The sequence below is a fragment of the Frankia sp. AvcI1 genome (assembly GCF_001420875.1).
GTDB lineage: Bacteria > Actinomycetota > Actinomycetes > Frankiales > Frankiaceae > Frankia > Frankia alni.
This window is the reverse complement of sequence record NZ_LJFZ01000004.1, coordinates 238,829-253,842: the sequence shown is the minus strand read 5'-3', so window position 1 is coordinate 253,842 and position 15,014 is coordinate 238,829. Positions and strand designations below refer to the sequence as shown.

Genomic DNA, 15,014 nt, shown 5'->3' with positions numbered 1-15,014 from the left:
NCCCCGCCTGCTCGCCGCCCTCGCCCACGCCGACCTCGTCATCGGCTCCCGCTGGGTACCCGGGGGAGAGGTCCGCAACTGGCCCCGCACCCGCCTGCTGCTCTCCCGCGGCGGAAACATCTACGTCCGCGCCGCCCTCGGCATGCCGCTGCGCGACGCCACCGCCGGCTACCGCGCCTACCGCGCCGACGTCCTACGCGACCGCGACCTGACCGGCGTCTCCTCCCAGGGCTACTGCTTCCAGGTCGACCTCGCCTGGCAGGCCTGGCGCGCCGGCTACCGCGTCACCGAAGTCCCCATCACCTTCGTCGAACGCGAACGCGGCACCTCCAAGATGAGCAACGCCATCGTCGCCGAAGCCTTCTGGCGCGTCGCCTGGTGGGCCGCCACCACCCGGCGGCGCCGACCAACCCCCCGCACCCCCCACCTCGCGGCCAACCCCACCCCGCGCCAACCCACCACCGACCCCGACGTCCCCGCCGGCCACCCCGACAACGTCACCACCAGCCGCGGCGCCTGACCACCACCCACACCCTCACCCCTCACCCACCGCAACCACCACATCACCCCCGAACCATCACCTCAGGCATGCCAAAGGGTCGGGCACGTACATCCCGTGCCCGACCCCGCAACCGCCGCCAAACAGCCCCGCTACGCGGTACGCCGACCCTCACCGGTCCCGCGCANCACCGCCAACCGCTCCGCCAGAACCTCCTCCAGATCATCGGTGGTCCGGCNCTCCATCAACATGTCCCAGTGCGTACGCGGCGGCTTCGACTTCTTCGNCTCAGGCCGCTCACCATCGACGATCACCGACGCCCCACCGCAGACCTTGCACTCCCACACCGACGGCACCTCCGCCTCAGCCGCGAAAGGCATGGTGAACTGGTGGCCGTTGGGGCAGTCGTAGGACNCCGACTGCCGTGGGGCAAGCTCGGTGCTGCGGTCAGTCTCGTAGGACACTGCACCGAGACGGCTTCCCCGCAGGATGCGCTCGCCCATATAACTCCTCCGAGCGTCGAGACGTGTGCAACTACCCCTCGACAACGTTCTGGCCAGCCGAGACGTTCCCGCCGAGGAAGGACCCGTAACACAATCATGAACGCGCAGCGNCCCCNCCCCACAGCGAAACGCCCCACCCGCCCCATCCGCACCCTGCACACCGCCACCCTCGGCATCACCCGCGCCACCGTCGGCGCCCTCGTGCTCACCCGCGCCGTGGACACCCTGCGCATCACCGGCGTCGACCGACTCACCGCCACCCGCCTGGCCTGGGTCGCCCGCCTCGCCGGCATCCGCGATCTCGCCCTCGGCGCCGGCCTGCTCGCCGCGATGACCACCGGCCGCGACACCACCACCTGGCTGTGGGCCGGAATGATCGCCGACGCCGCCGACGTTTCCGTCTTCGCGACCTCCACCGCCCGCGGCCACCTGCCACCCGCCATCGGCACGATCATGGCCACCGCAGCCCTCGGCGGGGTCGTCGCCGCGGCCCCCCTGACCCGCACCGGACCAGGGGAGTGACCCNCCCCACCAGCCCAGCCCGCCGCACCAGCCCACCGGCCGAACCACCCCAGAGAGGACCCCGTGACGCCATGACCACCAGCGACCACGCCACCGGCACCACCCCCACCGGCCCCAACCCCGCCGACACCGTCAAGACCGACGAGCAGTGGCGCGCCGAACTCTCCCCCCAGCGCTACGCCATCCTGCGCCAGGCCGCCACCGAACCCCCCTTCACCGGCGCCTACACCTACAGCAAGGAAACCGGCACCTACCGCTGCGGCGGCTGCGGCGCGGCACTGTTCACCTCCGACACCAAGTACGACTCCGGCTCCGGCTGGCCCAGCTTCACCGAACCCGCCGTCGCCGACGCCGTCGAACTCGTCGAAGACCGCTCCCACGGCATGGTCCGCACCGAGGTCCGCTGCGCCCGCTGCGGGGGACACCTCGGCCACGTCTTCGACGACGGCCCCGGCCCCACCGGCCAGCGCTACTGCATGAACAGCCTCGCCCTCGACCTCGACCCACACTGACCCACCCCGTGGACCGGGTCGCCGCCGGTGCCCCCAACGCACCGGCCGGCCCACCCACCGACCCTCAGCGCCGCGCCAACCCCGCAGACACACCGCCGGCAACGGCGACGGTCCCGGCTCGGCCAGACAGAAACCCTGCACCAACCGCACCCCGGCCGCCGCCAGGTAGCGCACCCGCTGCGCCGTCCCCACCCCCTCGGCGACCACCTCACCACCGAGTCATCTCCAGCAACCGCACCAGCGCCCGAACCCGCCAGCTCCACNTCCAACCCGACCAGCATCGCATCGACGAACCACCACCCCGGCCCACCCGACCCCACCGGAAACCGGGCCAGCGCCCGCGCGCCCCGCAACCACCCACCCGGCTACAGCCTCACCGGGACGACCCACACCCCCGAAAAACTGTCGGTGCCCCCGCCTACCCTCACCCCCATCCCACCACCGACCCCGGGGGAGGCACACCATGGAAACCGAACTACAGTTCGACGGGCACCGGCGGCACACCGCCTGGATCCGCGACACCATCCACCGCCACGGCTGGGCCGTCCAGGCCGTCCTCGCCGAACCCGACACCGGCGAACCCGACCACGCCTACACCATCGGCCTCACCGCGCTGCACCACCCCGAACTGCTCATCGCCGGCCTGCACCCGCACGACGCAGCCGCCCTGCTCAACCAGCTCGCCACCCGCATCCGCGCCGGCGACCCCCCGCCAGCCGACACCACCCTCGACGACCTCGCACCCCCCAGACGCCACCACCTGCTCACCCTCGACGCCGCCGCCAGTGACGAGCTGCTCCTCCACGCCAACGCCCTCTACCAGCACCCCGACGGCCCACCCGTCGCCGCCCTCCAGATCATCTGGAGTGACCCCACCGGCAGGCTGCCCTGGGAAGCCGGCTGCACCGGCGACGCCACCCACCAGCCCCTCGCCGGCCCNCCCCCCGACCCGCCCCACCGCACCACGGGGGACAGGCCCCACCCCTGACACCACCCCACCAGCACCGCCGCGGCGCCCTGTCCCCATCGCACCGCCGCCGAGCACGTGCCCACCCAGACCACGCCGGGAGAGTCAGACGGCGGGGGAGTCAGACGACCGCCATGCCAGCCCCCCGCCGGCGCACCGCGAGCACACTGTCCCGCCGCACCCCCACCGACCCGTCCGGCCAGCGCGCCGACCGCTCGAACTCCTCACACGCCACCACCTCCCNCCCNCCCACCGCCAACGCCAACGACGCCAGCACCTCACCCGCCGACGGCAACACCAGCCCCGAATCACCACAACCCGCATGATCACCATGACCCGCAGGGCCCGCCGCATGCCCAGCCACCAGCAGCATCCCACCCACCACCACCGCACCCGCCGCCGCCCGCAGAATCTCCACCCGCGGCAACTCCACCTCCGAATGCAGAAACTGCGCCGACACAAGCTCGAACACCCCCACCGGAAACACCACCCCCAGATCCATCCGCCGCCACACCACCCGCCCGTCCACCCCGGCCGCAGCCGCCGACGCCGCCGCCCGGCCCAACGCCACCGCCGACACATCCACCCCCGTCACCCGCCACCCACGCCGCGCCAGCCACACCGCATCCCCACCCTCACCACAGCCAAGATCCAACGCACGCCCCGGCGTCAACCCACCCGCCACCCGCACCAACGCCACATTCGGCTCACCACTCCAGATCTGCGGCGCACCGGCGTACCGCGCATCCCAGAACTCCGCCGCCGACCTCCCACCCGACGCACCGAACCCCGCCTCCACCATCACGACCACCCTTCACAGCGAACCGGCCGAACGAGACACACCAACCCGCACACCCTCACCCACCACCCCCGGNCACCCCAACAAACCTTGCCGACCCGGCAAAACCGACAAGCCAGGGAAGNGACCTCCCAGCAGCCAAAAACCCCACCAACCATTACCCCACCAACCACGCCGATAATGCACATTATGTCAAGTAGAGCCGAGCCGACCTCCCCCTCGATCGCATCGCTTCGAGTCCGGGACGACAGACGGCCTCGGCAACGGGATCTTCACNGGGCCCCGGAACTACGCCGGCCCGCACAGCCGGCCAGTTTTCCCACATCCGAGATCCATGATCCATTTTGATCAACTTAGGGCGGCCGCAGTCGAGCACTCACATGTTGATCATGCGATCGCTCCCCCGCGCCTCAGGTGCGTGTGGATGTTGTGTTTTTGATCTTGATCGTCCGGCATCGTCAACATCGTTGATTATCTTGATGAAGGGCAATCGGTCGGAANGTGTCGGGCTCGAGCCANCGACTCGTTTTCACCTCCCGCCGTCTCGTGTACGCGAGGATCCTGGGGTGGGTAGCGAAGAGGAGCCGTTGCCGGGGAATGTCACGATCGGCGTGGTGCGGGTGGGTGGGACCGTGCGCCGCCCGGTCGGNCCGTGGACGGACGCGGTGGATGCGCTGCTGGAGTATCTGCACGCGGTGGGATTCGCCGGTGCCCCGCGCCCNCTGGNGCGAGATGGGCAGGGACGTCAGGTGGTGGAGTACATCCCCGGAGAGGTCGGGGCCGCAGCCGGCACGTAGTCGGCTGTGGAACTGGTCTCGATCGGACGGATGCTGGCGGACCTGCACCGGGCTCTCGCCGGCTTCGTGCCGCCGGNCGGGGCGGTGTGGAACAGGATCATCCCGCCAGACTCGGAGGACGTCGTCTGCCACAACGACGTCGNGCCGTGGAATCTCGTCAGGTCCGCCCGGGGCTGGACGCTGATCGACTGGGACGGGGCCGCGCCCAGTTCCAGGTTGTGGGATCTCGCCTACGCTGCCCAGGCCATGGCCGGCCTGCGCGCCGATCGACCGCAGGCGGAATCGGCTGTACGGCTGCGTGCCTTCGTCGACGGCTACGGCCTGGAGGAGGCGGCCCGGCCGGCGTTGGCGAGCATGCTGGGCCGGCGCGCCCGGGCGATGTACGACCTGCTGCGCGACGGCGCCCGACGGCAGCTCCAACCATGGGCCAGGATCTGGACCGAGGACGGCCCCTACTGGCTTGCCAGCGCCGACTACCTGGACGCCCGAGCCGACCTATGGGCAGCCGCCCTGCGATGAAGCCAGGTGCCGGGTGCCGCGACGAGAATCNCCCACCCTCGGGTGCGTTCCTGTCAGGTTGATGGAGAATGATCTTGACGGTGGAATCACGTCAACGACGTTGATTATCTTGATGGGATCGGCTCGGATGCTGTGGGGTCGACGCGCTTCCTGCGGGGNGCTCACCGCTCCCCGAAGGCGTAGATCACCTCTGCGGTGAGGAGGCGGTCCGCGTCGGTGCGGAGCCGATCGGCCAGGGCGTCGGTGTAGTCGCGCCGGAACGTTTCCGCCTGTTCCGCGCTGAGGGTGGCGATCGCGTCGTGGTGCGGTCCGCGGGTGTGGGCCTCCCAGGCGTGCTCCAGATCACGGGAGGAAAAGCGGATGGTCTCCCCCACCTGCTTCGCCGAGGTGAACCCGGCGTCCCGCAGCGCCTGACGGCATCGCGCCTGCGTTCCCAGCGCGCTGGCCGGGTCGGTGAGGGCCAGGCCGTGGCGGCGGGCATGGTTGCGAAAGAGCCTGGCCGCGACCGGGAAGCCCGCCGCCATCGTCGAGAAGCCGATCTGCCCACCTGGTCTCAGCAGCCGGCGCCATTCCCTCAGCGCCGCCTGGACCGGCAGGTAGAGCAGACCGGCGGAGCAGAGGACCAGGTCGAACGAGCCGTCTGCGAACTGGGGCAGAGTGGTGGCGTCCGCCCTGACCAGCTCGATGGTCAGGAGTCCCGCCGCGTCGACAGCCTGCCGCGCTCGGGTGAGCATGCCCGCGGAGACGTCGACGCCCACCACGTGTCCGGTCGGCCCCGTGGCGCGGGCGGCGGCGATCGCGGCGAGCCCGGTACCGGTCGCGGCATCCAGGATGCGCATGCCGGCCATGGGGGCGGCGAGCGCGACGAGCCGCTCGGCGTAGCGGACGTGCCAGGTGTGGTTGCTGTATGTCGCGGCGCGCCGGTCGAAGACGGTCTCGACGCTGTCCCGGGGGTTCGGCGCTGTCACAGAAGATGGTTATGGCACAGGGCGCGCAGCCGGGCCGGTCGATTTCCATCACTGCTGCGACGAAGCGAGATCCCGGGCCAGGTCGGGGTGTGACCTTTCCGCGGTGGTCGGTGGGCAGGCTCGGTGGGCAGCTCAGTGGGCGGCGTCAGACCAGCGTTGCAGGATGGACACCTCGGCGACGAACCGGACCCCGCTGGCGGTCGCCCAGTAGGCGGCCGTGGCGGCGAGGGCGGTTCGCAGCAGGTCGGCGGCGGCCTCGGCGTGCGCGGCGGGGACGTGCAGGAGCAGTTCGTCGTGCAGGCACAGCACGATCTCGCCGCCGAGGGCGGGCAGTTCGGCGCGGACGGTCACCGCCCAGGCCTTGAACAGTTCGGCGGCGGGGCCCTGGATGACGGCGTTGCGGGCGAAGCGGCCGCGGGCCTGCTCGGTGACCCAGCCGACGGCCGGGGAGGCCTCGTCGGGTGGCGCGGGATCGGTCAGGCCCCGGGGTGGGCCTGCCGCGCGGTCGGGTGGGCCTGCCGCGGGGGCGAGGCGGACGAGCCGGCCGCCGTAGGTGCGCAGGTCACGGCCGGAGCGGCCGGCGGCGTCGGCGGCGTCGAGATAGGCCAGCGCGGTCGGGTAGGCCCGGCGCATCCGGCGCAGGGCTTCCCCGGCCGCGCCGGTGGTCTGGCCGTACATGGCGGCGAGCATGGCGACCTTGGCGTGCGCCCGGTCGCGGCCGAGCTGCGCGGCGACGGGGGCGTACATGTCGTCGGCCTGGGTGGCCGCGGCGAGGGCGGGGTCGGCGGAGACGACGGCGAGCACCCGGGGTTCGATCTGGCCGAGGTCGGCGCGGACGAACACCCGGCCCGGTTCGGCGACGACGGCGCAGCGCAGGTCGGCGGGCAGGTTGTGCAGGCCGGCCTGGGCGGTCATCCGCCCGGCGGCGCCGTCGCTGCCGTGCCAGGCGCCGCGCAGCCGGCCGTCCGGGCCGACGTGGGTGTCGAGCCAGCGGTGGCCGTAGGTCGTGGCGATCCGCTCGGTGCGCCGCCAGGCCAGTAGCGCGGCGACGGCGGGGTGGGCGTCGCGCAGCGGTTCGAGGCGGCCCGAGCGGGTGTCGGGGACGTCCACGCCGACCGTGCGCAGCGCGGCCCGCACGGCGGCGGGATTGCGCAGGTCGACGGGTCCGCGCAGGTGGGCGAGGACGGGGGCGTCGCGGCGGCGGCGGGCGGCGAGTTCGTCGGCGTCGGTGCGCGGCGGCGGGCCGACGAGGTCGGCGAGCAGCGTCTCGGCGGTGGCGCGGTCGACGGGCAGGCCGTCGCGTTCGAGTTCGCGGGCGAGCAGCTCCGCGGCGGACTCGGCGCGGGCGGTCAGCACGGCGAGGCTGATCCGGCCGGGACGGGCGCGTCGGTCGGCCAGGTCGCCCAGCGCCGCCAGCTGACGGTGCTGGGCCTGCAGCGCGAGCGCGGCGAGGGCGGCGGCGCGGCGCAGCGCCTCGGCCGGCCCGGCGGCGCGGCGCAGCCAGCCCGCGTCGAGCTGGCCGTCCCCCGCCAGTGGACCATCCTCTCCCCCACCGATGCCGACTCCCGCGGGGCCGGCGCTGATCTCCTCGGGGCCGGTGGGGTCGGGGCCGCGGCGGGTGGGGGGGTCCTCGCCGGTGCCCTCCCACAGGCCGAGCTGGCCCGGCGCGACCCTGGTGGTGGGGCCGGGGGGTNGGGCCTGCGGGGGTGCCGGCAGGCCGGCGACGGCGGCCCACACGGCGGGCGGGTCGTCACGGCGCCCACCGTGCAGCAGCCGGTGGACGGCGGCGAGGTCCCAGCAGGCGGCGAGGCGCACCTGGGTGGCCAGCGGCGCCACCGCCGACGCCGACCACCACACCCAGCGCGGGGCGCGGCGGCGCTCGATCTCGGCGAGCAGGCCGGCGGCCTCTGCCGACTCGGGCGCGGACACCACCACGGTGACGGGTGCAGGCAGATCCGTGCCGCCGGGTGGATCCCCGCCGTGGCCGGCGGGCGGCTGGTGGGCCAGCGCGAATCCCACCGTCGGAAGGACCACGAGCGCCAGGGGCTGGCGCGGGACGAACTCCCCCGACCACAGGCCCGCGAGCGGTCCCGCGGCCGCGTGCGGCGGGCTGGCCGGCGTCATCGTTCGATTCTGACCGCCGGGTCCGACAGTTCGCGCCGGCCGGTGCCGAGGGCTGGCGGGCAGCCCCGCGCTGCCGGGCGGGCGAGCCTGGCCGGTGCGGCCGGTGCGGGCGGTGCGGGCGGTGCGGGCGGTGCCGTGGTCAGATGGACCGGCATGGTGGCCGGGAAAGCGGAAATGCCCCCGTTGGAAACGTGGAGCGGTAAGAATCCCCGTCGACGAGGGATGGGCGTACCACGGGGGAAGGGTGGATTCATGGCGGGGCGGGACAACGAGTACGAACGTCCCATCCTGCTCGACTGCGGTGGGTGCGACGCTCGGTGGACGGCGCTGACCGCGGCGCACTGCCCGACCTGTCATGCCACGTTCGCGGGGGCCACGACCGGTTTCGACGCCCACCGGGTCAACGGGGTCTGCCAGCCCCCGCAACGGGTCGGTCTGCGCCAGGACCGGGGCTACTGGCTGGTCGCGGGCGAGCAGCCGCCGGGCCGCGTCCTGTACCGCTCCCGGGAGAGGGCCGGCGGGCACGGTGATCCAGGCGGATCGGCCGGGCCCCCCGGCGGCGAGGTTCGGATGGCCGGCTGACGGTCGCCCGCGTCAGCGAGCAGGCTCGGCCGGGCGAGCAGGCTCGGCGGGGCGGGCCTGGCGGGCGGCGATACGTTCGGCGGTCGGCCAGCGCACGTCGTGGGCCCAGCCCAGGCGTTCGAACCAGCGGATGAGCGCAGCGCTCGGGTCGAGCTGACCGGGCAGGACGCCGTGGCGGGCGCTGGTGGGGTCGGCGTGGTGCAGGTTGTGCCAGGACTCCCCCAGCGACGGCACGGCCAGCCACCAGACGTTGCGCGACTGGTCGCGGGCGGTGAAGGGCCGTTCGCCGATGAGGTGGCAGATCGAGTTGATCGAGAACGTGACGTGGTGAAGCAGGGCGATGCGTACCAGGGAGCCCCAGAACAGGGCGGTGAGCGCGCCCTCNCACGACATGCTCCACAGTCCGCCGGCGATCGGCGGGATCAGGACCGAGGCGGCGACGCACCAGGGGAACGCGGTCGCGACGGCGGCGACGTCGCGGTCGGCGAGCAGATCGGGGCAGAAGCGTTTCGGGCAGGTGCGGTGGCGGTTGAACAGCCAGCCGACATGGGCGTGCAGNAAGCCCCTGGTCACACCGACGGCGCTGCGGCCGAAACGCCACGGTGAATGGGGATCGGCGGCGGAGTCGGAGTACTTGTGGTGGCGGCGGTGGGCGGCNACCCAGTCGGTGACGCTCATCTCGACGGCGAGGCTGCCGGCCAGGGCGAGGCCGATGCGCAGCGGCCGGCTGGCCTTGAACGAGCCGTGGGTGAACAGGCGGTGGTAGCCCACGGTGATCCCGAAGCCGGAGACCAGGTACATCACCGCGGCGATGACGACGTCGTGCCAGCCCAGTCCGTGTCCCCAGGCCACGGGCACCGCCAGGGCGACGGCGAGCAGCGGGACGACGAGGAACAGCAGGAGCAGGATCTGCTCGAGGGGGGTCTTCAGGCCGGGGGCGATGTCGGGGCGGGCGGGCGGGCCCGCGTCGACACGCTGGATTGTCGATTCGATCGATTCGGAGGACACATATTTCCTCTCACGAGGGTCGTCGGATACCCGGCAACCCTCGTCGGTTCTCCGAGCCGGGTCACGGGTGCTGGCCACCGGAAAGCCGGTTCGGGTCCGCCTCAACAGTAGACGGGGGCGTGCCCGCCGGTCGGCGGCGGCGCGCGTCAGGCACGATCGGGGGACCATGACACTCACCGACCACCTTCCCGCGTCCTCACCTCCGGTCGCCGGCGCCGCCGTCGATGTACCCGGCGAGCCGGACCCGGACACCCTCTACGACGCCTTCACCGCCTGGGTCGCCGAGCAGGGCCTGGAGCTCTATCCCGCCCAGTCCGAGGCGCTCATCGAGATCGTTTCGGGGTCGAACGTCATCCTGGCGACGCCGACGGGGTCGGGGAAGAGTCTGGTGGCGGCCGGGGCGCACTTCGCGGCGCTGGNCGCGGGGCGCCGCACGTTCTACACCGCGCCGATCAAGGCGCTGGTGTCGGAGAAGTTCTTCGCGCTGTGCGCGATGTTCGGGGCGGCGAACGTCGGGATGATGACCGGTGACGCCTCCGTCAACGACACGGCGCCGATCGTCTGCTGCACGGCGGAGGTGCTGGCGAACATCGCGCTGCGCGACGGGGTGGACGCCGACGTCGGTCAGGTCGTCATGGACGAGTTCCACTACTACGCCGATCCGGAGCGGGGGTGGGCGTGGCAGGTGCCGCTGCTGGAGCTGCCGCGCACCCAGTTCGTGCTGATGTCGGCGACGCTCGGCGACGTGTCGATGTTCGAGGCGGACCTGACGCGGCGCACCGGGCGGCCCACGGCGGTGGTCCGCTCGGCGCAGCGGCCGGTGCCGCTGTTCTACCGGTTCGTCACGACGCCGCTGCACGAGACGATCGGGGAGCTGCTGGAGACCCATCAGGCTCCGGTGTACGTCGTGCACTTCACCCAGGCGCAGGCGTTGGAGNGGGCGCAGGCGCTGATGAGCGTGAACGTGTCGTCGCGGGCGGAGAAGGAGCAGATCGCGGCGATGATCGGAAGGTTCCGGTTCGCCGCGGGGTTCGGCAAGGTGCTGTCCCGGCTGGTGCGACACGGCATCGGGGTGCACCACGCGGGGATGCTGCCGAAGTACCGCCGTCTCGTCGAGCAGCTCGCGCAGGNGGGGCTGCTCAAGGNGATCTGCGGGACGGACACGCTCGGGGTGGGGATCAACGTTCCGATCCGCACGGTGGTGTTCACATCGCTGTCGAAGTACGACGGGACGCGGGTGCGGCTGCTCTCGGCNCGGGAGTTCCACCAGATCGCCGGGCGGGCGGGGCGGGCCGGCTACGACTCGGTGGGCAACGTCGTCGTGCAGGCCCCGGATCATGTGGTGGAGAACATNCGGGCGTTGGCGAAGGCCGGCGACGATCCGAAGAAGCGGCGCAAGGTGGTGCGCAAGAAGCCGCCGGAGGGCACCGTCGGCTACGGGGAGCCGACGTTCGAGCGCCTCGTCGCCGCCGAGCCGGAACCGTTGACGTCGCAGTTCACGGTGACACACGCGATGCTGCTCAACGTCGTCAACCGGCCCGGGGACGCGTTCGCGTCGATGCGTCACCTGCTCACCGACAACCATTCGGACTCCGCGACGCAGCGCCGGCTGATCCACCGGGCGATCGCGATCTACCGGGCGCTGCTGGCCGCCGGCGTGGTGGAGAGGCTGGACTCCCCCGACGAGCTGGGCCGCACCGTGCGGGTGACCGGGGATCTGCAGCTCGACTTCGCGCTCAACCAGCCGCTGTCGCCGTTCGCGCTGGCCGCGTTGGAACTGCTCGACCCGGCGTCGCCGACGTACGCCCTCGACGTGCTGTCGGTGCTGGAGGCGACGTTGGACAACCCCCGCCAGGTGCTGCACGCGCAGCTGAGCAAGGCGCGCGGCGAGGCGGTGGCGGCGATGAAGGCCGAGGGCATCGAGTACGACCGGCGGATGGAGCTGCTGGAGGAGGTGACCTACCCGCAGCCGCTCGGTGAGCTGCTCGGCGCGGCGTTCGCGACGTACCGGCGGGGTCATCCGTGGGTCGACGACTACGAGCTGGCGCCGAAGTCGGTGGCCCGGGAGCTGTTCGAGCGGGCGATGACGTTCGCCGAGTACGTGGCGTTCTACGGGTTGGCCCGCTCCGAGGGGCTGTTGCTGCGCTACTTCGCCGACGCCTACAAGGCGTTGCGCCAGACGGTGCCGGAGGACGCGCGCACGGACGAGATCGTCGACCTCACCGAGTGGCTCGGGGAGCTGGTGCGCCAGACCGACTCGAGCCTGCTCGACGAGTGGGAGCGGCTGAGCAATCCCGATCCCGACGCGGCCGCCGGGGCGGGCCTGGGGGCGGTCGACGAACGGCCGCCGGCGGTGACGGGCAATGTCCGGGCGTTTCGGGTGCTGGTCCGCAACGCGTTGTTCCGCCGGGTGGAGCTGGCCGCGCTGCGCCGCTACGACCTGCTCGGCGAGCTCGACGGCCCGGGGGCCGGCGTCGGTCTGGGAGCCGGCGTCGGCCTGGGGGCCGGCGTCGGTCTGGGGGTGGGATCGGCCGGGGGGGACGGTCCGGTGTTCGACGCGGCGGGTTGGGAGCAGGCGCTGGCCGGCTACTACGCCGAGCACGACGAGATCGGCACCGGCCCGGACGCGCGCGGGCCGGGGCTGCTGCTGCTCGACGAGCGGCCCGGGATGTGGACGGCGCGGCAGATCTTCGACGATCCGGCCGGGGATCACGACTGGGGCATCAGCGCGGAGATCGACCTCGCCGCCTCCGACGAGGCCGGGGTGGCGATGGTGCGGGTGACCGCCGTCGACCGGCTCTGACGCGGCGGCGGCGGGCACACCGTCGGGCCCCTTTCGACCGGAGTCACCCCGCGATCCGGGCCGGGGTGCGCAACCTGGGCGGTATCGTCACCGTGTGAGTACCGTACGGGTCTTCCTCCTGGATGACCACGAGATCGTCCGCCGGGGAATTCGGGAGATGCTCTCGGAGACCGGTGACGTCGACGTCGTCGGCGAGGCGTCCACCGCGGCCGAGGCGCTGCGCCGGATCCCCGCCACCAGACCGAACGTGGCGGTGCTCGACGCGCGACTGGAGGACGGCAACGGCATCGACGTCTGCCGTGACCTGCGCTCGGCGCATCCCGAGATCGGTTGTCTGATCCTCACCTCCTACGACGACGACGACGCGCTGTTCGCGGCGATCATGGCCGGCGCCGCCGGCTATCTGCTCAAGCAGATCAAGGGCACGGATCTGGTCGGCGCGATCCGCACGATCGCCGCCGGCCNCTCCCTGCTCGACCCGGCGGTCACCCAGCGGGTGCTGACCCGGCTGCGGGAGGGCCCGGCGGAGGACCGCAAGCTCGCGGCGCTGGGCGAGCGGGAGCGCCAGATCCTCGTGCTCATCGCCGAGGGTCTGACCAACCGTCAGATCGCCGGGCGGATCCACCTGTCGGAGAAGACGGTCAAGAACTACGTCTCGGCGATCCTGGAGAAGCTGGAGCTGTCCAGCCGCACCCAGGCCGCCGTCTACGCGACCCGCATCGACAAGTAGCGCCCGGCCCGACGCCGGGCCGGGCGCTACCGGGCCGGGTGGCCCAGGCCGGTGCGGCCCACTCCCCGCGCGGCCCAGTCCCGGCCAGCGCGCCCCACGGCCCCACTCCGGCCCCATCCCCCACGTCGACGACGACCCACGCGCCGCGGCGCGTCGGTTGCTGGTCGTCGGTCGCTGGTCGTCGCGCCCACGGGCCGCGCAGGGGGTCTGCCGGGCAGGGGGCCGTGCCGTGCGGGGGGCCGTGCCGTGCGGGGCGCCGTGCCGTGCGGGGCGGCCGGTCAGTCGAGGTGGCTCTGGACGGCCTGCAACGCCTCGGCGACGGTGACGGCGGTGCGGATCACCGCGGCGCGCGGCCACGGGTCGGCGCGCGCGGCCATCGCCCGGTGGATGGCCACCGTGGCCTCGGACGGGTCGGGGCCGGCGGCCATGCGCCGGGCGATGCGGGCCGCGGCGACCTCGGGCGCGGTCACGCAGTGCAGCTCCACCAGGTCCGCGCAGACGTCGGCGGCGACCGCCGCGGCGGCGTCGCGGTGGCGCGCGCTCGACCAGGAGGCGTCGAGGACCACGCTCTCCCCCCGGCACAGCGCCGCGCGGGCCCGGCGCAGCATCTCGGCGTAGGTCGCGTCGGTGATCTCCGGGGCGTAGCGGCCGACGCCGAACTGGGCGTCGAACCCCCCGGCATCGGCGTCGGCGGCCGGCGGCGCCGTGTCGGCGGCGGGCTGCTGGTGCGGGGCTTCGGCGGGCGGCTCGCCCACGAGCTCCTGGCGGATGATGTCCGAGCGCAGCAGCACCCAGCCGTCGCCGACCTCGGCCAGCCGACTGGCCAGTGTCGTCTTGCCGGTGCCGGGCAGCCCGCCGACGACGACCAGGCGGACGCGCCCGGCCCGCAGGTGGCGGTGGGCGACGGCGAGCAGCCGGCGGGCGTTCTCCGCGGCGTCGGGATCCCCCTGGCCGCCGCGGATGCAGGCCACCTTCGCCCGCACGAACGCCCGGTAGGCCACGTAGAAGTGCTGCAGGGACCGGGGATGCACCTCGCCGCTGAACTCGCGGTAGGCCTCCAGGAACTCGGCGGCCTCCTCGGGGGCGCCGAGCCGCTCCAGGTCCATGGCGAGGAAGGCGACGTCGCCGAGGACGTCGCCGAAGCGCAGCCGCGGGTCGAACTCGATGCAGTCGAGGATGCGGGGGCCGTCGTCGAGGCAGAAGATGTCGTCGGCGAGCAGATCGCCGTGGCCGTCGCGGATCCAGCCGGCCCGGGTGCGTTCGGCGAGCAGCTCGGCGCGGCCGGCGAGGTAGCGCAGCGCCAGGCGGCCGATGTCGTCGACGACCGCGGCGTCGAGCTGGGTGCCGCGGTAGGCGGCGATGCCAGCCATCCCCTCACGCCACAGGTCCTCCAGGGTGGCCTGTTCCCCCGCGGTGGCGATCAGCGGGGACGTCTCGCACCGCTGGTGGAACACCGCCAGCGCCCGGGCGACCGAACGCAGCGCCGGGCCGAGCAGGTGGCCGCGGCGCACCAGGGTCGACAGCCGACGGCTGGTCGGCATCCGCCGCATGACGACGAGATGGTCGATCACCTCGCCGGAGTCGTCGCGCAGGTCGGCGACGCCGAGGTAGACGTCGGGGGCGAGGCGGCGGTTGAGCGCCACCTCCGCCAGGCACACCGCCTCCCGGGTCCGCCGGTCGN

8 protein-coding genes and 17 pseudogenes are annotated in these 15,014 nt (G+C 73.1%); 13 read left to right on the top strand and 12 right to left on the bottom strand.

From position 1 onward, the window contains the following. Nucleotide 1: 1 nt before the first annotated feature. Nucleotides 2–520 (top strand): annotated as a pseudogene (locus UK94_RS41885) (dolichol-phosphate mannosyltransferase); the annotation flags it as partial. A 167-nt stretch (nt 521–687) separates the two neighbouring features. On the opposite strand, the pseudogene UK94_RS72970 reads toward UK94_RS41885, so the two are convergent. The 4 genes and pseudogenes from UK94_RS72970 to UK94_RS41870 form a co-directional block, all read right to left on the bottom strand. Then, nucleotides 688–737 (bottom strand): annotated as a pseudogene (locus UK94_RS72970) (hypothetical protein); the annotation flags it as partial. A 1-nt stretch (nt 738) separates the two neighbouring features. Further along, nucleotides 739–785 (bottom strand): annotated as a pseudogene (locus UK94_RS41880) (RNA polymerase-binding protein RbpA); the annotation flags it as partial. A 1-nt stretch (nt 786) separates the two neighbouring features. Then, nucleotides 787–913, bottom strand: a pseudogene (locus tag UK94_RS41875) (RNA polymerase-binding protein RbpA); the annotation flags it as partial. A gap of 1 nt (nt 914) precedes the next feature. After that, nucleotides 915–1,002: RNA polymerase-binding protein RbpA (locus UK94_RS41870; protein WP_235486814.1), on the bottom strand; the 88-nt coding region annotated here is incomplete at its 3' end. Nucleotides 1,003–1,595: 593 nt separating this feature from the next. Between UK94_RS41870 and msrB the strand changes: the two genes are divergently transcribed. Then, nucleotides 1,596–2,036, top strand: a complete 441-nt coding sequence (gene msrB, locus UK94_RS06410; protein ID WP_011604911.1) for a peptide-methionine (R)-S-oxide reductase MsrB — start codon at nt 1,596–1,598, stop codon at nt 2,034–2,036. Nucleotides 2,037–3,251: 1,215 nt separating this feature from the next. Here msrB and UK94_RS06400 read toward each other — a convergent pair. Continuing rightward, nucleotides 3,252–3,805: class I SAM-dependent methyltransferase (locus tag UK94_RS06400; protein WP_235486710.1), on the bottom strand; the 554-nt coding region annotated here is incomplete at its 3' end. An 871-nt stretch (nt 3,806–4,676) separates the two neighbouring features. Between UK94_RS06400 and UK94_RS72965 the strand changes: the two are divergent. Both UK94_RS72965 and UK94_RS41865 read left to right on the top strand, forming a co-directional pair. Next, nucleotides 4,677–4,741: pseudogene (locus tag UK94_RS72965) on the top strand (hypothetical protein); the annotation flags it as partial. 1 nt (nt 4,742) lies between these two features. Next, nucleotides 4,743–5,118 (top strand): annotated as a pseudogene (locus tag UK94_RS41865) (kinase); the annotation flags it as partial. A 161-nt stretch (nt 5,119–5,279) separates the two neighbouring features. On the opposite strand, the gene UK94_RS06390 reads toward UK94_RS41865, so the two are convergent. Further along, nucleotides 5,280–6,086 carry a methyltransferase domain-containing protein gene (locus UK94_RS06390; RefSeq protein WP_011604916.1) on the bottom strand — a complete coding sequence of 269 codons (807 nt, stop codon included), beginning with the start codon at nt 6,084–6,086 and terminating at the stop codon, nt 5,280–5,282. Between the two features lie 132 nt (nt 6,087–6,218). Beyond that, nucleotides 6,219–7,196 (bottom strand): DNA polymerase, encoded by a 978-nt coding sequence (locus tag UK94_RS41860; protein WP_235486813.1) that lies wholly within the window; start codon nt 7,194–7,196, stop codon nt 6,219–6,221. A 1,266-nt stretch (nt 7,197–8,462) separates the two neighbouring features. Between UK94_RS41860 and UK94_RS06380 the strand changes: the two genes are divergently transcribed. Next, on the top strand, nt 8,463–8,792 hold the full coding sequence (locus UK94_RS06380; protein WP_011604918.1) for a hypothetical protein: 330 nt from the start codon (nt 8,463–8,465) through the stop codon (nt 8,790–8,792). Between the two features lie 12 nt (nt 8,793–8,804). Here the strand turns inward: UK94_RS06380 and UK94_RS41855 are convergent. From UK94_RS41855 to UK94_RS72960, 4 pseudogenes are all read right to left on the bottom strand, one after another. Then, nucleotides 8,805–9,176 (bottom strand): annotated as a pseudogene (locus UK94_RS41855) (acyl-CoA desaturase); the annotation flags it as partial. A 1-nt stretch (nt 9,177) separates the two neighbouring features. Next, nucleotides 9,178–9,350 (bottom strand): annotated as a pseudogene (locus UK94_RS41850) (acyl-CoA desaturase); the annotation flags it as partial. Nucleotide 9,351: 1 nt separating this feature from the next. Continuing rightward, nucleotides 9,352–9,449, bottom strand: a pseudogene (locus UK94_RS41845) (acyl-CoA desaturase); the annotation flags it as partial. 1 nt (nt 9,450) lies between these two features. Further along, nucleotides 9,451–9,968, bottom strand: a pseudogene (locus UK94_RS72960) (hypothetical protein); the annotation flags it as partial. Here UK94_RS72960 and UK94_RS41835 point away from each other — a divergent pair. The 8 genes and pseudogenes from UK94_RS41835 to UK94_RS41800 all read left to right on the top strand — a co-directional run. Then, a pseudogene (locus UK94_RS41835) lies at nt 9,967–10,219 on the top strand (hypothetical protein); the annotation flags it as partial. The pseudogenes UK94_RS72960 and UK94_RS41835 overlap by 2 nt on opposite strands. Before the next feature lies 1 nt (nt 10,220). Next, nucleotides 10,221–10,737 (top strand): annotated as a pseudogene (locus tag UK94_RS41830) (DUF3516 domain-containing protein); the annotation flags it as partial. A 1-nt stretch (nt 10,738) separates the two neighbouring features. Beyond that, nucleotides 10,739–10,930: pseudogene (locus UK94_RS41825) on the top strand (hypothetical protein); the annotation flags it as partial. A gap of 16 nt (nt 10,931–10,946) precedes the next feature. Then, nucleotides 10,947–11,054 (top strand): annotated as a pseudogene (locus UK94_RS41815) (hypothetical protein); the annotation flags it as partial. A 1-nt stretch (nt 11,055) separates the two neighbouring features. Beyond that, nucleotides 11,056–11,153: pseudogene (locus tag UK94_RS72955) on the top strand (hypothetical protein); the annotation flags it as partial. 1 nt (nt 11,154) lies between these two features. Then, a partial coding sequence (locus UK94_RS41810; RefSeq protein WP_235486708.1) for a DUF3516 domain-containing protein occupies nt 11,155–12,603 on the top strand: 1,449 nt, incomplete at its 5' end. Nucleotides 12,604–12,697: 94 nt separating this feature from the next. After that, nucleotides 12,698–13,067 (top strand): annotated as a pseudogene (locus tag UK94_RS41805) (response regulator transcription factor); the annotation flags it as partial. Nucleotide 13,068: 1 nt separating this feature from the next. Then, on the top strand, nt 13,069–13,333 hold a 265-nt coding region (locus tag UK94_RS41800; RefSeq protein ID WP_235486706.1), incomplete at its 5' end, for a response regulator transcription factor. A gap of 278 nt (nt 13,334–13,611) precedes the next feature. Here UK94_RS41800 and UK94_RS06360 read toward each other — a convergent pair. Further along, nucleotides 13,612–15,013: pseudogene (locus UK94_RS06360) on the bottom strand (AAA family ATPase); the annotation flags it as partial. Nucleotide 15,014: the final 1 nt, after the last annotated feature.